Origin of the sequence: Moritella sp. Urea-trap-13 (assembly GCF_002836355.1) — a bacterium.
GTDB lineage: Bacteria > Pseudomonadota > Gammaproteobacteria > Enterobacterales > Moritellaceae > Moritella.
The window spans coordinates 64,572-82,323 of sequence record NZ_PJCA01000001.1 but is presented as its reverse complement, the minus strand read 5'-3'; the positions used below and the strand labels follow the sequence as shown (position 1 = coordinate 82,323).

Sequence of the window (17,752 nt, the reverse complement as noted above, 5' to 3'; positions counted from 1 at the left end):
CCCAGATCTTAATTTTTACTGGCTAGATTGTGTGGCAGCGTAGGAATACCAATATCCAACATCTCGCCAGCTTCTGGACTCGATTTTAAATCCGTGTATTTGCGTCATACTTAACAGATGGTGAAGGTTCAACTATGAGAATAAGTAAAGGCGATAGCGATTATTCTATCGGTATGCAAGTTGAAGCTTGGTTCTAATCTCTCGCAAATCGCTTCTATGAGTTACACTTAAAATGCAAGATAGTTAAAGGGGATCCATTTTTGTTTGCAGCAAAAACCCCGATTCATAAAGATACCTAACAGTGAACGCTATTAGGTATTTTTTTGTTCGGCTAAAAAGGACTCATTGACGTTATTGCTAGGTAACCATGTGCTAAGCGCCTTGCTGAGTGTCTCTGGAGAAATAGGTTTGGTGACATAATCATCCATACCCGCGGCAAGGCATTTTTCCCGATCGCCCTGCATCGCATTAGCGGTCATGGCAATAATAGGGACCTGATGGTTAGTCTGCGCAGATTGAGAACTGCGGATTAACGTTGCCGCCTCGTAGCCATCCATTATCGGCATCTGGCAATCCATAAACACCAAGTCGTAAGGCTTAGTTTCAAGCGCATGTACCGCTTCTTTACCGTTTGTGACGACATCAGCGAAAAAGCCTAATTTTTTAAGGATGCCCATCGCTACCAACTGATTAGTAAGGCTATCTTCGGCAAGCAGAATACGCATATTTTTACTCATTATTGACGGCATAGGGTGTTCGGTAACGGGTGTTTTTACTATTGCTAATTGCGCTGACGGCTTGGTAAACCGAGCGGTAAACCAGAACTCTGCGCCTTTACCTTCTTCACTGTTAATGCCAATTTCTCCGCCCATCAATTCGGATAATTGCTTCGATATAGAAAGTCCTAAACCTGTGCCTCCATATTGACGGGTAGTGGACGAGTCTACCTGAGTAAATTTATCAAACAGCAATGCTTGTCGATCGGCAGGGATACCAATGCCGGTATCTTTTATCGAAAATCGGATCTCCGTGTCATGCTCGGTTGCTGATAATAAGCTTGTAGATACCGTAACTTTACCTTGTGCGGTAAACTTAATCGCATTGCCCAACAGATTCGTTAATACCTGTCGTAAGCGTCCTGGATCGCCTTGGATAAATGTCGGTACCTCGGCGGCTATGTCGCAGCTAAACCCAAGTTTTTTATCTTTAACCTGCTGATAGTGAATAGTAATTAAATGGTTAAGCATTGCGTGCAAATTAAAATCGATGACTTCGAGATCAAGCTGACCCGCTTCAATTTTTGAAAAATCGAGAATATCGTTAATTAGGCTCAACAATGATTCTCCACTGGCGCGAGCGACCTGTGCATAATGCAGCTGATCATTTTTAAGTTGTGTGTCTAACAATAAACCGAGCATACCGATAACACCATTCATTGGCGTGCGGATCTCGTGGCTCATGTTGGCAAGAAACTCACTTTTGGCACAATTGGATTCCTCAGCCTTTTTCGCCAGTATGTTAGTGGTGGCGATATTCTCCAGCAGTTCTTTATTCATGTCGCTGATTGTATTGGCCATTACATTCGCGCGGTTCTTTTCATTACTTGCTTGCAGTGCCGATTGCATCGCTTCATTTTTACTGATTAACAGTGATTCTTGGCTATTTAAAATGTTATTGCGCATGATATTAAAATCTTGGGTTAACTGACCTATTTCGTCTTTTGAGACTGCCGGTAAATTAATGTCAAAGTTACCGTTAGCCAATTCCTTGGTAGCCAGTTTTAATTTTAATATCGGTACTTTTATTAATCGGTTTTGCATAAACAGCTCAATGCAGATAATTAACAGCATCATCAGGATTAAAAACATTTTCAGTTCCCAAACTCGTTGTGCGGTAAATTCGTGTTTTGCGGTCCAATCTATGTGCAGGACAAGGTAACCTATGGTTATATTTTCATTCACCAATGGATAATCAATGTGGATATGGTTGGCATGCTGTTCAGCCAGTATTGCTTTATTTGATGAAAATAGAGGGTACTTCTGTTTTTTATCGGCGTCGTATAATGTCAGATGAGCCCAATTCTGTTGATGTAGTTGTTTTTGATAATCTAATGATGAAAATAATGCTGAAAAATCATTGGTGATTAAATGTCTAATGACATCGTTTTCTATGGTTCTGATTTCATTATGCATTTGATCTCTAAAATCCGCCTGTGCATAATTAAATAGTTTCGGTACCCAATACCACTGAAACACACTGGTGAAAATATAAAAACCAACAATGACAGGAACCATTAATTTTAATGTAATGCTCATTTTGGTCCTTACTTCGGCTGGATATAAAATCTTTCCAGATTCATGTTTTTCAACGGTTCATAATCTGCCAACGTGGCGATGCTTATTTGTTGAATAGGAATGTCCAGCAGCAATGTTAATGTGGCATCCGTTGTTGCCATGTTTATTAACGCAGCGGTTACTTTTTCAATGTCGGCACTTAGAACGCGAGGGTGTGCAGCTATTGGGTGTGATGATACTGAGGTGGTTTTATGTATTACCCTTAGTGCTTGTTGATATTGTTTTTTTTGTTTTTTGAGGGTTTTGCCAATACCGCCACCGGCTTGGGTATCACCAAGCAATACATTTATATAGACCGAGTCATGGGTATTTACATAGACAGGCGTGGTCTGGATATTAAAAATATCATGTAATTCTTGGCGCATTTGTAATGATGCGCCGAGCGCATTGGGTGACGGGTAGGCGATTTTTTTCCCGTCCAGCTGTGCTACATTTTCTATTGGACTGTCTTTTTTAACGACCAATACGCCTTGTAATTTTTTCGAACTGTCTTTGACTAATGGTATATAACCCTGAAGCTGATTTCCCAATACAAAATGATAGGGGTTCATGTAGACAAAATCATAAACCCCGGCCATAAAATTTTTCTCGAATTCATTTATATTGGGTGCACCTTCCAACTTAAACTTGAGACTGGTTTCAACTGTTAATTGTTCAAGTATCGGTATCCAGATCGCGGTTAACTTTCGTGCTTCAAACTGCGGCACCACTCCCACGATGTAAATCTTTTCCTCGGCATACGCAAATGTTGAGAGGAATAACTTCCCACTAAACAAAGTGATAAGCAATAACCGTAATGTAAATGAGCACATGCTAAATTTCCTTTTATCGGCGGCATGCTCTTAATTGTAGCAATCGAAGTTATAATTACCTTTTATATTGAAAATAGATGTGAATATGCGCAGAGTAACAAGGCCTTAAGAGGTTAGTATGAAGTCCATCCTTGGAACGGCTACTTTAGATAACGGCTTGGGTCGATTTGAATTTTTCACGGGTGTTGTCGTAACACCAATTAAAAGTAATTGAATAAATTAAGAAAAACATGACCAGACCTAAATCAAGGATCAGCACTGTCATGAAGTCGAGTTGTAAAATCCACATTAATACGGGAACTGTAGCAAAAATTAACCCAACCTCAAATCCAATGCCATGACCTATACGCATCATTAATTTACGCGATAAACGATCGGCACCAAATATGTTGTCAAAACCAAGATTGTAGACATAATTCCACACCATTGCGATTAAGGACAAGGTGATAGCCACTCCACCTACTGTTGTAGCGTCTTGTTGGGTGAATATTTTAGAGGCGATAAGCAGTATCGCTAAAGCAATAATTTCAAATAGTAGACTGTGTAAAATGCGTTCTTTTGTAGACATAATATATTTCCGTTTAAGTATTGATACAGCCCCATTCTATCTCCATGTATGATTATATCTAGTCAGTTACCATCGGTTTTAGTGATAGTATGTATAATATTGAGCAATTAAGAATGTTTGTGATGGCTGCGGAATTAGGCTCTTTTTCGGCCTGTGCGAGGCGATTAGGAAAAGTGCAATCAGCGGTGAGCCAAGGAATATCCAACTTAGAAGTCGATTTAAATGTGCAGCTATTCGACCGCACAACCCGTAAACCAGGATTGACCAAAGAGGGCCTGCATTTACTCACGTTTGCGGATGCTATTTTGCAGCAAATGTATGAATTGGAAAGTGCATCTAAAGCATTGAACAATAAAGAAGAAATAAACCTTAGATTAGTGCTTGATGATGGCCTTCAGTTAGACAGTTTTTATGCCATGATTGATCAGTTTTCACTGCAATTTCCGCTTACGTCACTAGAAGTGTTTTTTGCTGCTAGCGCTGATATTGTGGGTTTAGTAAATGAAGGTCAGGCTGATATCGGATTGATGTATACCGACATGTTATTCGAGAAAGACGTCAATATTTGTTATATCGGTAATGTGTCGTTTGTTGCCGTGGTGTCCCCTGAACATCCTTTAGCTGCGCTAACAACTGTGACCGCAGCGCAACTCATACCGCATCGCCAGCTGATGTTGAAAGGATTAGATAATAATCAATTAGGGTACTTACAGCCTTTATCTACGTTAGTTTGGTGGGGCAATAACCATAGTATGTTGCGTAATTATGTCGATAAAGGTATTGGTTGGTGTTTCTTACCCCAGCACTTGGTGAATAAAGATATTGTGTCAGGTAAGCTGAATGCCTTAACGCTGAGTTTTGACCATAAGCCCTGGTCTGTGCCAGTTAACCTAATAACCCCTAAAAATCGCAGTATGGGACCAGCTTGTTCATGGCTTTCTCAACAATTAACCTCGTTACTGGACTAATTTACTGCGCCATCTTATAAGACAGTGTATTAGTAGGGTGGTGATGAAGGCACAATGATGGGATCTAGACAAGGAAACTCATTTTTTTGCAGATGAAAGCCCCTAATATTAATAATGCCTAACAGCGAAAACGGCTAGGCATTTTGTTGTTATTTCTATTTATATATAGATAAATAAATGTGCAGCGTTAGCCTAAAGAGACGCCCCATGAATCACACCAACCGCCATATTGTTCGACTTTGCTTGTTAGCGTTTTCTGGGTGTTTACAATGAATTCATGCTCTATTTTACTCGTCAAATAAATCTGAACATAACCTAATAAGTCGCCATTCTCTATATCCATTTCATTTGGATCTACGAATTCACAATTAGGGTACAGATTTACGATTGCTGCTTTATCATTATCATTAAGAGGCCAATGTTTAAAATCTATATTGAATTCCACCTCAGTTTCATTTTCGAAATTAAAGCCATTTTCTTCAAGACTGCGCATCACATCGCCGTCAATATCATTTGGAAAGTTCATCGAATTCCTTATTTGCGCATAAATTTGAATAGTAGGACGTCTCGATTTACCAAATCCATTTACCATGGCAAAAAGCAATTAACCAATGGATCCATAAAATTATATTATGAATGGATTGATTGCCGATTTCTGGGAAATCGTGCCGTCCGGTAAAATATGTTTTAGTCTTGTAAGTTAGCAATGATACTAGCTACTAATTAAGTATATGGATATTAATTTTAGTCACAAGATAAACCTGATTGTTTGTTGATAAACCGTGACAGTGTTTACCAAAACACCGATGACACTGTATAAAATATGAGTGAGTCGAAATACTAATAAGAGAGGGTAATATCGAGTTAGCTAGGCTCGCTAACTCGTTGGTTGATGATGAACAGCCCATAACGATATGGGCTGTTCATATGTAATTAACGGTACAATTAACAGCGTAATTAACTCGTCGTTTCTTTATGCAAACGCTGACAAGCTTGGCCGTCTTTGTGGAACAAGTGGCAACGGTGCGCTGGAATACCAATATCTAACTTCTCGCCAGCTTCAATTGATAGCGTATCGGCAACGCGATAAATCACATCTTCATCACTGCCTTCAATGTGTAAATAAACTTGGGTTTCATTACCCAGTTTTTCTACCACAATGGTTTCACCGGCAATCACGATATCAGCTTGTTCGACTGGGACTAAATGTTCAGGACGAATACCGAGCGTCATTTCGTCACCCGCATTAACGGTTTTACCATCTACAGGGATCCAAAGACTCTGGCAATTAGGTAACAATACTTCCACCCGTTCGGCCTCTGTGGCTTGAATATGCACGTTAATGAAGTTCATTTTTGGTGAGCCAATAAAACCAGCGACAAAAATATTTTTAGGATAATGATAAATATCCAGTGGTGCTCCAACTTGCGCGACATCACCGCCATCGAGTACTACTATTTTATCGGCCATGGTCATTGCTTCCACTTGATCATGGGTCACGTAGATCATAGTGCAGCCCAACTGCTTATGTAGCTTGGCTAATTCAATACGCATTTTTACGCGTAATGCCGCATCTAGATTTGATAACGGTTCATCTAATAAAAACACTTCTGGTTGCGATACCAAAGTACGACCAATTGCCACACGTTGACGCTGACCACCGGATAATGATTTCGGTTTACGATCAAGCAGGGGAGTTAGTTGTAGAATATCCGCGGCATGTGCCACGCGCTCTTTAATTAACTGTTTATCTGCTTTTGCTAATTTTAAACCAAACGACATGTTATCGGTTAAATCTAAGTGTGGGTAAAGCGCATAAGATTGGAACACCATACCGACACCACGTTTAGATGGTTCGACATCGTTCATGCGTTTGCCGCCAATAAATAAATCACCAGAGGTTATATCTTCAAGGCCTGCAATACAACGTAACAGGGTTGACTTACCGCAACCTGACGGACCAACGAAAACGACAAATTCACCATCATTTATTTCGAGGTCTACGTTTTTAGAAATCAGTACATCATCATAGGCTTTACATACATTATTTAACGTGACAGTTGCCATCTCGCGAGTCCTTTTTTATTACTAATTAGAATATCTTACACAGCATTCTTCGATGTTGATAGTGTGTTTTATATGACCTTGAGCTACATCATCCTTGGCAAAAACTTTTAGGGTGGAGAAGATAGGAGGAGTGCATAGATCACATTTTATTTACGGTTGCTTCATTATCACTCTAAATAGGTACTTTGTTGCAAATTAATGTGCGAGCCATCGCATTTTTATCGCCTTTACTGACGAACTCAGTAAAATTAATCGTTCAAGTTCACGCTTTTGGATCTGCAGGGTCTAGGCGTAGGTAAAAGGATGATGTTAGCAGTGGACTTTTGTATGACTATACCATCCAACGCAGACAACTTGTCTGGTAAGCATGAAAGCTAATTTAATAAGGATATAAGTGATGAGAAAAACCTTAACGGCGGTTGCACTATTAACTGCAATGAACTCTTTTTCTGCCTTTGCTGCTATTGAAGAAGGGCAGTTAACGATTTGGATTAACGGTGATAAAGGTTACAACGGTCTTGCTGAAGTAGGTAAACAGTTTGAAGCTGATACCGGTATTAAGGTAACTGTTTCGCATCCTGATGGCTTACAAGACAAGTTCCCACAAGTCGCTTCTACTGGCGATGGTCCTGATATCATTTTTTGGGCTCATGACCGTTTTGGTGGTTATGCGCAAGCGGGTTTATTAGCTGAAATCAAACCGTCACAAGAATTTAAAGACAGCTTGATTGATTTTACTTGGGATGCGGTAAAATATGAGGGTAAATATATTGGTTACCCTGTAGCTGTTGAGTCACTGTCACTTATTTATAATAAAGATCTAGTTGCAACGCCTCCTAAAAACTGGGAAGACGTAGCGGCACTTGATAAGCAGCTTAAAACCAAGGGTAAATCTGCAATCATGTGGAACCTAAAAGAACCGTACTTTACCTGGCCACTGATGGCTGCTGACGGCGGTTACGCATTTAAAGTAAATGCTACTGGTTACGATGTGAAAGATGTCGGAATTAATAATAAAGGCGTGAAAAACAGCATGCAATTGATCACTACACTGATTAAGAATGATGTTATCTCACCAGACATGGACTACTCAGTATCTGAATCAGAGTTTAACAAAGGTAATGTTGCCATGACCATCAATGGTCCTTGGGCATGGGGTAACGTAGAAAAATCTGGCATTAATTATGGCGTTGCTGAACTACCTAAATTAAACGGCAGTCCTTCTAAGCCTTTCGTTGGTGTACTTACTGCTGGTATTAGTACTGCGTCGCCAAACAAAGATCTAGCTGTTGAGTTCCTTGAAAACTACTTGATGACGAATGAAGGTCTGAAACAAGTGAACAAGGATAAACCTCTGGGTGCTGTATCGCTTAAATCGTACCAAAAAGAATTAGAAGGTGATGTTCGTATTGCTGCGACCATGAAAAATGCGATGAATGGTGAAATTATGCCAAACATCCCGAAAATGACAGCGTTTTGGGGCGCAACCAGCAATGCCATTGTTAATATTGTTGATGGTCGTCAATCGATTGATGCCGCATTAAGTGATGCAGAAAAACAGATGACTAAATAAGTTTTTAAATCATCTTTGTGTTAATACTCTCTGTTTAGTACTTTCTATTTTAGTAATCGGAAGTGCTGAGATAAGAGGAGGGGTTATCTCTCCTCTTGCTGTTTATTAGGTAGGTTCTTCCATGCAGACTGTTAAAGTATCAGAAATTCTGGGTGATGATCCAGAATCGGAACTGACTTCAGAACAAGTCGATTCATCATTAAATTATTCGCGTTTTACTAAGTGGTTTACTCTTACCCTTATCGGTTTAGTCAATGGCTATGCGGCCGTTATCATGTATGCACGCGGTGAAACATCGTTTGCCGTGTTAACGCTTGTTTTAACGCTGTTAGGGCTATTTATTTTTGGCAGTAAGAAAACTTACGCCCACCGTTATATTTTCCCTGGTATCGCCGGGATGATCTTGTTTATCATTTTTCCCTTAGTTTACACCGTTGGGATCGCCTTCACTAATTACAGTGCCAAGAATCAATTGTCGTTTGAACGGGTACAATCAGTGTTGTTAGACCGCACCTATCAAAGTGGTGGGAGTTACAAATTTGATCTGTATCGAAGCGAAGACGGTTATCGTTTAGCCGTACAAGACGGCGATCAGCTGTTAGTCACAGAGACGGTTGATCTGAATAAACTAGCGGTACAACGTTTTGAGCTCAACCCTATAGATGCAGTCGTGGGTACTAAAGCGAAAATAAAAGAGATTGTCAGTTACCGTGCTGCCCTGAGTTCCGTTGATCTAGTTCTGCCGAACGGGAATGAGATCCGCATGAGTGGGTTACGTAAGTTTGCTGCAGTGCAACCGCTGTACACAGTGGAAAATGACGGAACTACCTTGGTTAACAATAAGAGCCAGGAGATCTTGATCCCGAATATGGAAACCGGTTTTTATCAGACCATCGATAGTGCGGGTAACTATATTGGCGATCCGGTATCACCGGGCTTCAGTGTGGTAGTGGGTACAGCTAACTTCGAACGAATTTGGAATGATGACGGCATCAAAGAACCGTTTGTCAGTATCTTTATCTGGACAGTGATCTTTTCAGTCTTGTCGGTGGGAATAAGCTTAATTATCGGTCTAGTGCTGGCTAGTATAGTGCAATGGGAAGCGTTGCGTGGACGTGCTGTTTATCGCATGTTACTGATCTTACCGTATGCGGTACCTTCATTTATCTCTATTTTGATTTTTAAAGGTTTGTTCAACCAAAGTTTTGGTGAAATAAACTTAGTGTTGGATGCGTTATTTGGTATTTCACCGACCTGGTTCTCAGATCCGTTGTCAGCGAAACTCATGGTATTGATTGTCAATATCTGGCTCGGTTTCCCTTACATGATGATCCTGTGTATGGGCATGTTAAAAGGTATTCCGGATGATTTGTATGAAGCATCGGCGCTAGATGGTGCTGGCCCGCTGCAAAACTTTAAGAATATCACGCTGCCAATGATGCTGAAGCCGTTAGCCCCTTTGATGATTGCCAGTTTTGCTTTCAACTTTAATAACTTCGTGATGATCCAATTATTAACCCAAGGTGGGCCAAACATGATTGGTACCAGTGAACCTGCCGGTTATACGGATCTGTTAGTCAGTTATACCTACCGTATCGCCTTTGAAGGCGGTGGTGGTCAGGACTTCGGTTTAGCTAGCGCAATTACCACGCTTATTTTCTTATTGGTCGGTGGTCTCGCATTATTTAATCTTCGTTTCGCCAAGCTGTCAGAAAAATAACCAGCGTAAAGTAAGGAGCCATATTATGGCAATGGTACAAGGTAACTCATTAAAATATCGGGTGTGGGCTGCACATTTCGCACTTATCGCGCTGCTGGTGGTCATTCTATTTCCGTTGGTCATGGTTATCGCAATCTCATTTCGTGATGGTAACTTTGCTACAGGGGAAATTATTCCTTCGGCACCATCGTTAGATCATTGGCGTTTAGCTCTCGGATTTTCGGTGACTAATGCAGATGGTTCAGTAACACCTCCACCATTCCCTGTACTACTGTGGTTATGGAATTCAGTGAAGGTTGCTGGGATCACTTCAATCTTAGTTGTTGCACTATCGACGACTTCGGCTTATGCGTTTGCTCGGTTACGTTTTAGTGGTAAAGAAACCATTCTTAAAGCGATGATGATCTTCCAGATGTTTCCTGCAGTATTAGCGCTGGTGGCTTTGTATGCCTTGTTTGATAAGTTAGGCCAGTATGTACCGTTCTTGGGGCTGAATACCCATGGCGGTTTGATCTTTGCTTATCTCGGCGGTATTGCCTTGCATGTATGGACGATTAAAGGCTATTTCGAGTCGATTGATGGTTCATTAGAAGAAGCCGCAGCTCTTGATGGTGCGACACCTTGGCAGGCATTCCGCTTGGTATTATTGCCGCTGTCGGTGCCTATTTTAGCTGTGGTATTCATTCTGTCCTTTATTGGCGCGGTAACCGAAGTGCCAGTTGCATCACTGTTATTATCTGATGTGAATGGCTATACGCTGGCTGTGGGCATGCAACAATACTTGTATCCACAAAACTACCTGTGGGGTGACTTTGCAGCGGCAGCCGTGCTGTCAGCATTACCTATTACAGCAGTATTCTTATTAGCACAACGCTGGTTAGTTGGTGGCTTAACGTCTGGTGGTGTGAAAGGCTAGGGTTAGCGAATCCTCATATAACTAAAGCCAGCGGATGATGTACTCTTTGTTAAAAGAAGTCGTTGTCCGCTGGCTTTATTTTTTGTGCTAGTTTTTAAAAACAAATGATTAGATTAAATCCTCTCCGCGAACTGCCTTTCATTATCCATTTGTAATTAACGACAAATTTGCTACTGTTTATGAGCATTGCATAAAATATAATTTACGTTATCCGGAATGTCGTAGAACAATCGTTATGTACGTAAATGACATCAGCACGGATTGCAGCGAATAAATGAGAGGGATTAAGTATGTTTGATATTAGAAAGTTGTTCGGAATAGCCCCTAAAATCGAGAATGATGGTTCGTTTAGTCCTTCTCCGGTAGCACTGAGATTAGCGACAAAAAGTAAGACTAATTATGACCATAAGGTATATCCAAATCCTTATAAAGGCAGTCAGCCTAAAGTGCTAATGGTTTGCTGTGAAGAAAGTAATATGACCATGAAAAATGGTAAACGATTTTTCACCGGTAATCACCCTGTAGAGATGTTTGTTCCTATGCTGCATTTGGAACAAGCTGGTTTTGAAATTGATATTTATACGCCGACAGGTAAGCCAGCAGAAATTGAGATGTGGGCAATGCCACAAGAGGATGATGCGGTAAATGCGCTTTATCAAAAGCATAACGCTAACTTTGAGAACCCTCATTCGCTAAGTGATTTTGTTACAAATTCAATGAATGATGAATCACCTTATATTGCGGTTTATATTCCTGGTGGTCATGGTGCTATGCTGGGATTACCAGAAAATGAAGACCTAGGAAATGTGATTCGATGGGCTCATGCACAAGACAAATATATGCTTTCCATTTGTCACGGTCCAGCAGCACTGTTAGCTGCAGGTCTTGGTGATGACAAAAACACGTTTGTTTACCGCGGTTACAAGATCGTAGCATTTCCTGATAGCTTAGATAAAATGACGCCGCTGTTTGGTTACCTACCTGGTGAGATGCCTTGGTTCTTTGGTGAAAAATTACTAAGCATGGGTCTAGATATCGTCAATAAGAAAGCGGATGGCACCTGCCACAAAGATAGAAAACTTATCACAGGTGATAGTCCAGGTGCTGCGAATCAGTTTGGTGTAATGGCTGCTGAAGCACTGCTTTCTACCGTTTCTGAATAAACACATAATAAAATAGGTGTCGTGCAGTCGATACCTATCTCAATTTTTATTGTGACCGCAGTGCTATCTTTACCTTTCTACAAATATACTGTATTGATTTATTGGCTGGCGTAATAGCGCTAACGAAGTTATGCCGCATTCCGACTTAACATAATTACTCAGTGGCGGATCGAATTACCAAGTTTGCCATACTTTTCCTTATGTCATGACTCCAAACGTTGATGCTCGGAAACTCCCAATACCGAGCACTACGCAAGATTGATAGCTTCTTGGTTAGTCGATCTTTATGCCCGATTTCAAGAGGCTCGTGCTAGTAAAACCAGTTCGTAAACACTCAAAACCGAGATAGAACATTTAAAAATTTATCGGTTCCTATACGACTTACTAACTAAAAGTTAGTTGTTAAAATTAGCTGACCACAACATACAATCAGTTACTAGAATAAATCACTTATAAATCACAAGGTCAATTAGTAAGGAGTGTTGATAGAAACTATACTAAATATTGATGGACAAATTTAGCCTGTAGCCAACAAATACTTACCCAATAATTTCAGGTGGATCATGTATTGAAAAATTCAGCAAGGAGCGAACATTACAAGTATTAAGGGTTTATTATGAATGGCATATTGTTAATTAGAAAAACACTATCAGTACTGTTTATCGTTTTCTTGTCGATATTATTTAATGCATGTGGTGGTAGCGATGATGACAATGACAAAATTTTAATATCCAGCCTTACATTTACAGACCCGAATTTGGCTGATTGTGTAATTTCTACTTCTGCAATCTATGTTAGTGATCTTTCCACTCTAAATTGTATAGAGACTGGAATTTCAGACCTAAGTGGAATAGGAAATCTCACAAGCATTACAGTCCTGAGCTTAGATTTAAATAATATCAGTGATATTTTAGCCCTCTCAGGATTAAATAACTTGGCAGCCTTGGCTTTAAATAGTAACAAGGTGAGTGATATTTCAGCCCTTTCAGGACTAACTAACATTGAAAAGCTGCAACTGAACTCTAATAGTATTACTGATATTTCAGCACTTTCCGGCTTGACCAGTCTCACTCTCTTGTGGCTTGATAGCAACAATATAACTGATATTTCTCCCCTGTCGGGCATGACAGTTTTGAATGAACTATCACTTGGAAGCAACGGCATAAGCGATGTCACAATACTTTCAGACATGACAAACCTAAAAAGTCTTACTTTGAAGGCTAACAGTATAAATGACATTTCAGCTTTTTCTGGCCTTACAAGCCTTGAAATACTTGATGTGACTTCCAACAGTATCAGCGATATTTCAGCCCTTTCTGGATTAAATAATTTGGCAGCCTTGGCTTTAAATAGTAACAACGTGAGTGATATTTCGTCCCTTTCAGGACTAACTAACCTTGAAAAGCTGCAACTGAACTCTAATAGTATTACTGATATTTCAGCCCTTTCCGGCCTGACCAGCCTTATTCTCTTGTGGCTTGATAGCAACAATATAACTGATATTTCCCCCTTGTCTGGCATGACAGCTTTGAATGAACTTTCACTTGGAAGCAACGGTATAAGCGATGTCACAGTACTTTCAGATATGACAAACCTAAAAAGCCTTACTTTGGGGATTAACAGTATAAATGATATTTCAGCTTTTTCTGGCCTTACAAGCCTTGAAATACTTGATGTGAGTTCCAACAGTATCAGCGATATTTCAGCCCTTTCTGGATTAAATAACTTGGCCGCTTTGGCTTTAAATCGTAACAACGTGAGTGATATTTCGTCCCTTTCAGGACTAACTAACGTTGAAAAGCTGCAACTGAGCTCTAATAGTATTACTGATATTTTAGCCCTTTCCGGACTGACAGATATGAGAGAAATCGACCTTAGTAGAAACAGCATTACAACAGGGGTGACAGGCCTTGTTAGTCTGACATATGCAATATTTATTAATCTATTTGACAACAACAGTATACCCTGTGCAGACCTTACTACTCTTACGACAGCACTGCCTGGTATCGTCACGATGCCTTCAAGTTGCATATAAACAAAAGAAGTGTGTCTCAGCAGCTCCATTCTTGTTGTACAAGTTGTAAGGTTCGCTTGCTGTTCCTTGTTTTAAGGCGTTAAATTCAAGTATGTTTGCATAGTAATGAACGTGTTCAACAGGCGTTAGCCTCAATTAGCAATATTTTATCTAATGAGAACCTTGTCCTAAGCTCAAACACTAAGTCATTTTTTCCAGTTCCAAGCTCTGTACCTGTTCCATTCTACAATCATCATGACCATTATCAGTAATAGGAGGTCATGATGATTGTAAAGAACTCAAATCACGGACATGGTGCTAAGAAGCCATTTAGACTAGAAGAAGTTTGGGGCACTCGAACCAGACTCCAAATTAATGGTAACCCGATGCAACTAGCTCTATTAAACTTGGTTATAGATAGCAAACTGCGTTCATGTGACTTACTTAGAATGAAAGTTGGAGATGTTTATTCCCAAGGTATCGTTCATCTACGAGTACAACTTAATCAAAGTAAAACAGGTAATGACGTTCAATTTGAAATAACACCTAGAAGTCAACAAAGCATCAGTAGGTAGATCTTTTCGGCAAGACTGGGAACTGATAACTACCTATTTTCCAGTCTTCGCAGAATAGGCAAACCGATTAGTTATTCTTACTATTCAAAGATTATCAAGTCGTGGGCGCTAAGTTTAGGACTGGATGATAACTTACATGGCACGCATTCGATGAGACGAACCAAAGCTAAATTGATATATGCCCGCACTAAAAATATACGTGCAGTGCAACTGCTTTTAGGCGATACAAAAGTAGATAACACAATTCGATACTTGGGCATTGAGATTGAAGATGCCCTGAAGTTATCTGAGGACACGGATAGTTAAATTTAGTTCTGGTCTTCAACCACTATAGTTGAAGGTCAAACATGCCCCAAGTCATCATATTTAGGTGTTCGTGATCATCTTAGATATAGAATTCTTAGCCACTTTAAGAACTCTTATATCTTCTTCATTATTTTAAGAATTATGAAGTTACGTAAGAATTAGACTTAATCTAGTCGTTAGTTAATCCTTGTTGAGGGACCAATAGCTTTGCAGTAATTTTAACCCTAATTTACCCCATTCTTTGTTAGAGTTTCTATTCATTTATATTTCTCATGTAAGAATCGTAGGTGTTCGACATGTCTTATAATTAGTAAGGATGATTCTAAACTAGTGGGCACGATTGCTTAGCCTCTACGACAACGAAATCTTAATAAAGAAGGATATAACAATGATTTTTTATTGGCGACCTGTTCGAAATTTAATTATGGTTTTTGGTATTTATTCTCTATTAGCTGGTTGTGAGACAACACAAACGCAGTTGTTAAGAGCTTCATTAGATAGTAATACCTAGGTCGTAAATACTCTGCTTGTAAAGGGAATGGACGTAAATGCAGCAAATAGTTGGGGCGCAACGGCCCTCATAGCAGCTTCACAGAACGGCCATACTGATACTGTAAAGACTCTACTTGCTAATGGCGCAGATTTCAATGCACAAGTTGAGGAGGGGCAGACTGCCCTTACGTATGCCTCTGGGAACGGACATACCAGCACTGTGAAGGCTCTGCTTGAAAGTGGGGCAGATACTGATGTGAAAGATATTCTTGGTGCAACCGCCCTTATACATTCTTCAGTGAATGGACATACTAGTATTGCGAAAGCTCTACTTGAGTGGGATGCAGATATTAATATGAAAGACAACCTGGGCTCAACAGCACTTATATATGCTTCAATGAATGGCCATACCGATATTGTGATAGCTCTGCTTGAAATGGGGGCTGATGTTAATGCGAAAAGTGATGTCATTGGAACAGCACTGTCGATTGCTCAAAATAATAATCATAAAAAAATAATAGATTTACTCATGAAGGCGGGAGCAAAGAATTAAGGGTAACGGCTTTCAAGTGGACGGGTTTGCCAGCTTTGCAGGGCAAACAAAAAAGCCCCAAACAAGGAGGCTAAATTCATTTTACAGGATAGTGTGACGCAAGCGTTATCTCTAACTTTTGATCGGTAACCTAAATTGTTATCATCTATGTTGATTCTAGCGTTTCTTCGTCACATTTGCACAAATGGCAGTCACTTCGACATTTTGAGGCTCTGAGGTAGCAGAAGACATATCTATATAGTAACCATTATCATCGGAATTTGGCCCAAGACCATACACTATGTATCCACCACCACTCACAAGTTGCCAGCCACCACCAATAACTCTCTTACCTTCTGTGCAAAGAGCTTCTACTATTATGCCCCCAGTGTTACCGGGTATGAATCCATATGCCCTAATCGACTCGTATCCGTAAAAGATATCACGTCGATGCTTACCACTTTCACCACTGACTGCTACACCTGACACCGTGAGTAGGATGATAGCCGAAAATATATAGTGCTTTTTCATATTTCACCTCCATTATATAGTCGTTTAAGTATAATCTGAATAGGGCTTAATGAAAGTTGAACTAAAAAATTAGACGAAAAAGAAAGTAAGCACGAGGAGCTAGCTTTGAACAAATTAGTAGAATCATTTGGTGACATTGATTATTTTTATACTAGGGTGGTAAAAGTGTAGTGGCATGGTTAACCCGACCATACACCAAAGGCTCATTCACAGCAATAACGTTAAGTAAACTGGTTTCGCCCCAAAGTGTATATGGAAACCTACAAACTCATAACAAGTTTTACTTACCCACTTCAACATCACTGATTTAAGCATTCAAAAGAAATAATGTTGCTATAATAAAACTAATTTGTCCTTAGATTCTTAACAATGAAAAATAACAGAAAGTCTCATCAGAAGAGTTTAAAAAAGCGCATGTTAGGTTATGTAGTGATTACTTTCTCTAGCTTGTTTATGGCTAGTATCATGCTGACCCTGCCTTTGCGTTGGTTGAATCCTTTTACCACCACCTTTATTATTCAAGAAATGTTTGCCGATAAAAAAATAATCTCTCTAGATTGGGTTTTTTACGAAAATATTGCTAAAACGCTGCCAATTGCGATCGTTGCATCGGAAGATCAGAAATTTCCCGACCATTTGGGTTTTGATTTTGATTCTCTTTATAAAGCATTAACAGAAAATCGAAAACAAACGCGCGGAGCGAGCACCATTAGCCAACAATTGGTTAAAAATCTTTATTTGTGGCCCGGACGAAGCCTACTTAGAAAAGGGTTAGAAGCATATTTCACCATCTTGATAGAGGTGTTTCTGCCGAAACGCAGAATTTTAGAAATTTATCTTAATGTGGTTGAATTTGCACCCGCAGTATATGGGGTCGGAGTTGCGAGTCGAAAATTATTTTCCCGTTCAGCCGCGCACATTACTGCTCATCAGGCCGCGCTGTTAGCTGCGGTATTACCCAATCCAAAGCGAATGTCTGCTGCAAACCCTTCTTCCTATGTGTTAAGCCGCGCGGCACAAATTAAAAACGCGGTGCGATTATTAGGCGGAACTGCTTACCTGAAAAATTTATAACAAAATCCTGAACGGTGATCAGGCTTAATTCACTGAACCACTATAACTCTGCTAATATTTATAAGAGATTTGATAGGGAGAAATTTA

14 protein-coding genes and 1 pseudogene are annotated in these 17,752 nt (G+C 39.9%); 9 read left to right on the top strand and 6 right to left on the bottom strand.

Annotated elements, in window-relative coordinates; translation table 11 throughout:
* Positions 1-311 precede the first annotated feature (311 nt).
* The 3 genes from CXF93_RS00335 to CXF93_RS00325 all read right to left on the bottom strand — a co-directional run bounded on the left by CXF93_RS00335 (position 312) and on the right by CXF93_RS00325 (position 3,734).
* On the bottom strand, positions 312-2,315 hold the full coding sequence (locus CXF93_RS00335) for an ATP-binding protein (RefSeq protein ID WP_101060276.1): 2,004 nt from the start codon (positions 2,313-2,315) through the stop codon (positions 312-314).
* A gap of 8 nt (positions 2,316-2,323) precedes the next feature.
* Positions 2,324-3,166, bottom strand: a complete 843-nt coding sequence (locus CXF93_RS00330) for a phosphate/phosphite/phosphonate ABC transporter substrate-binding protein (RefSeq protein ID WP_101060273.1) — start codon at positions 3,164-3,166, stop codon at positions 2,324-2,326.
* A 145-nt stretch (positions 3,167-3,311) separates the two neighbouring features.
* On the bottom strand, positions 3,312-3,734 hold the full coding sequence (locus tag CXF93_RS00325; protein ID WP_101060271.1) for a PACE efflux transporter: 423 nt from the start codon (positions 3,732-3,734) through the stop codon (positions 3,312-3,314).
* Between the two features lie 89 nt (positions 3,735-3,823).
* Here CXF93_RS00325 and CXF93_RS00320 point away from each other — a divergent pair, with 89 nt between their 5' ends.
* On the top strand, positions 3,824-4,702 hold the full coding sequence (locus CXF93_RS00320; RefSeq protein ID WP_101060269.1) for a LysR family transcriptional regulator: 879 nt from the start codon (positions 3,824-3,826) through the stop codon (positions 4,700-4,702).
* A 187-nt stretch (positions 4,703-4,889) separates the two neighbouring features.
* Here the strand turns inward: CXF93_RS00320 and CXF93_RS00315 are convergent, their stop codons facing one another.
* The gene (locus CXF93_RS00315) at positions 4,890-5,228 is read right to left on the bottom strand and encodes a ribonuclease E inhibitor RraB (protein ID WP_101060267.1); all 339 of its coding nucleotides are present in this window, start codon (positions 5,226-5,228) and stop codon (positions 4,890-4,892) included.
* A 431-nt stretch (positions 5,229-5,659) separates the two neighbouring features.
* The gene (gene malK, locus CXF93_RS00310) at positions 5,660-6,769 is read right to left on the bottom strand and encodes a maltose/maltodextrin ABC transporter ATP-binding protein MalK (RefSeq protein ID WP_101060265.1); all 1,110 of its coding nucleotides are present in this window, start codon (positions 6,767-6,769) and stop codon (positions 5,660-5,662) included.
* Positions 6,770-7,166: 397 nt separating this feature from the next.
* Here malK and malE point away from each other — a divergent pair, with 397 nt between their 5' ends.
* From malE to CXF93_RS00275, 7 genes and pseudogenes are all read left to right on the top strand, one after another.
* Complete coding sequence (malE, locus tag CXF93_RS00305) at positions 7,167-8,342, top strand: maltose/maltodextrin ABC transporter substrate-binding protein MalE (protein ID WP_101060263.1); 1,176 nt, start codon at positions 7,167-7,169, stop codon at positions 8,340-8,342.
* 121 nt (positions 8,343-8,463) lie between these two features.
* Positions 8,464-10,062 (top strand): maltose ABC transporter permease MalF, encoded by a 1,599-nt coding sequence (gene malF, locus CXF93_RS00300; protein ID WP_101060261.1) that lies wholly within the window; start codon positions 8,464-8,466, stop codon positions 10,060-10,062.
* A gap of 25 nt (positions 10,063-10,087) precedes the next feature.
* Complete coding sequence (gene malG / locus CXF93_RS00295) at positions 10,088-10,978, top strand: maltose ABC transporter permease MalG (protein WP_101060259.1); 891 nt, start codon at positions 10,088-10,090, stop codon at positions 10,976-10,978.
* A gap of 290 nt (positions 10,979-11,268) precedes the next feature.
* Complete coding sequence (gene hchA / locus CXF93_RS00290) at positions 11,269-12,141, top strand: glyoxalase III HchA (RefSeq protein ID WP_101060257.1); 873 nt, start codon at positions 11,269-11,271, stop codon at positions 12,139-12,141.
* A 616-nt stretch (positions 12,142-12,757) separates the two neighbouring features.
* Positions 12,758-14,176 carry a leucine-rich repeat domain-containing protein gene (locus tag CXF93_RS00285; protein WP_101060255.1) on the top strand — a complete coding sequence of 473 codons (1,419 nt, stop codon included), beginning with the start codon at positions 12,758-12,760 and terminating at the stop codon, positions 14,174-14,176.
* 263 nt (positions 14,177-14,439) lie between these two features.
* A pseudogene (locus CXF93_RS00280) lies at positions 14,440-15,036 on the top strand (tyrosine-type recombinase/integrase).
* Between the two features lie 523 nt (positions 15,037-15,559).
* Positions 15,560-16,081 carry an ankyrin repeat domain-containing protein gene (locus tag CXF93_RS00275; RefSeq protein ID WP_255418799.1) on the top strand — a complete coding sequence of 174 codons (522 nt, stop codon included), beginning with the start codon at positions 15,560-15,562 and terminating at the stop codon, positions 16,079-16,081.
* A 156-nt stretch (positions 16,082-16,237) separates the two neighbouring features.
* On the opposite strand, the gene CXF93_RS00270 is transcribed toward CXF93_RS00275, so the two are convergent.
* Complete coding sequence (locus CXF93_RS00270) at positions 16,238-16,591, bottom strand: hypothetical protein (RefSeq protein ID WP_101060250.1); 354 nt, start codon at positions 16,589-16,591, stop codon at positions 16,238-16,240.
* Positions 16,592-16,960: 369 nt separating this feature from the next.
* Between CXF93_RS00270 and mtgA the strand changes: the two genes are divergently transcribed.
* A complete protein-coding gene (gene mtgA, locus CXF93_RS00265) occupies positions 16,961-17,665 on the top strand; it encodes a monofunctional biosynthetic peptidoglycan transglycosylase (protein WP_101060248.1) in 705 nt (234 codons plus the stop codon).
* The last annotated feature ends 87 nt before the right edge of the window (positions 17,666-17,752 follow it).

Bases quoted from the DNA above. Each gene is read 5' to 3' on its own strand.
- CXF93_RS00330 (WP_101060273.1), bottom strand. From the start codon at position 3,166: ATGTGCTCATTTACATTACGGTTATTGCTTATCACTTTGTTTAGTGGG.
- malK (WP_101060265.1), bottom strand. From the start codon at position 6,769: ATGGCAACTGTCACGTTAAATAATGTATGTAAAGCCTATGATGATGTA.
- malG (WP_101060259.1), top strand. From the start codon at position 10,088: ATGGCAATGGTACAAGGTAACTCATTAAAATATCGGGTGTGGGCTGCA.
- CXF93_RS00335 (WP_101060276.1), bottom strand. From the start codon at position 2,315: ATGAGCATTACATTAAAATTAATGGTTCCTGTCATTGTTGGTTTTTAT.
- malF (WP_101060261.1), top strand. From the start codon at position 8,464: ATGCAGACTGTTAAAGTATCAGAAATTCTGGGTGATGATCCAGAATCG.
- CXF93_RS00285 (WP_101060255.1), top strand. From the start codon at position 12,758: ATGAATGGCATATTGTTAATTAGAAAAACACTATCAGTACTGTTTATC.
- CXF93_RS00325 (WP_101060271.1), bottom strand. From the start codon at position 3,734: ATGTCTACAAAAGAACGCATTTTACACAGTCTACTATTTGAAATTATT.
- mtgA (WP_101060248.1), top strand. From the start codon at position 16,961: ATGAAAAATAACAGAAAGTCTCATCAGAAGAGTTTAAAAAAGCGCATG.
- CXF93_RS00315 (WP_101060267.1), bottom strand. From the start codon at position 5,228: ATGAACTTTCCAAATGATATTGACGGCGATGTGATGCGCAGTCTTGAA.
- CXF93_RS00320 (WP_101060269.1), top strand. From the start codon at position 3,824: ATGTATAATATTGAGCAATTAAGAATGTTTGTGATGGCTGCGGAATTA.
- CXF93_RS00270 (WP_101060250.1), bottom strand. From the start codon at position 16,591: ATGAAAAAGCACTATATATTTTCGGCTATCATCCTACTCACGGTGTCA.
- malE (WP_101060263.1), top strand. From the start codon at position 7,167: ATGAGAAAAACCTTAACGGCGGTTGCACTATTAACTGCAATGAACTCT.
- hchA (WP_101060257.1), top strand. From the start codon at position 11,269: ATGTTTGATATTAGAAAGTTGTTCGGAATAGCCCCTAAAATCGAGAAT.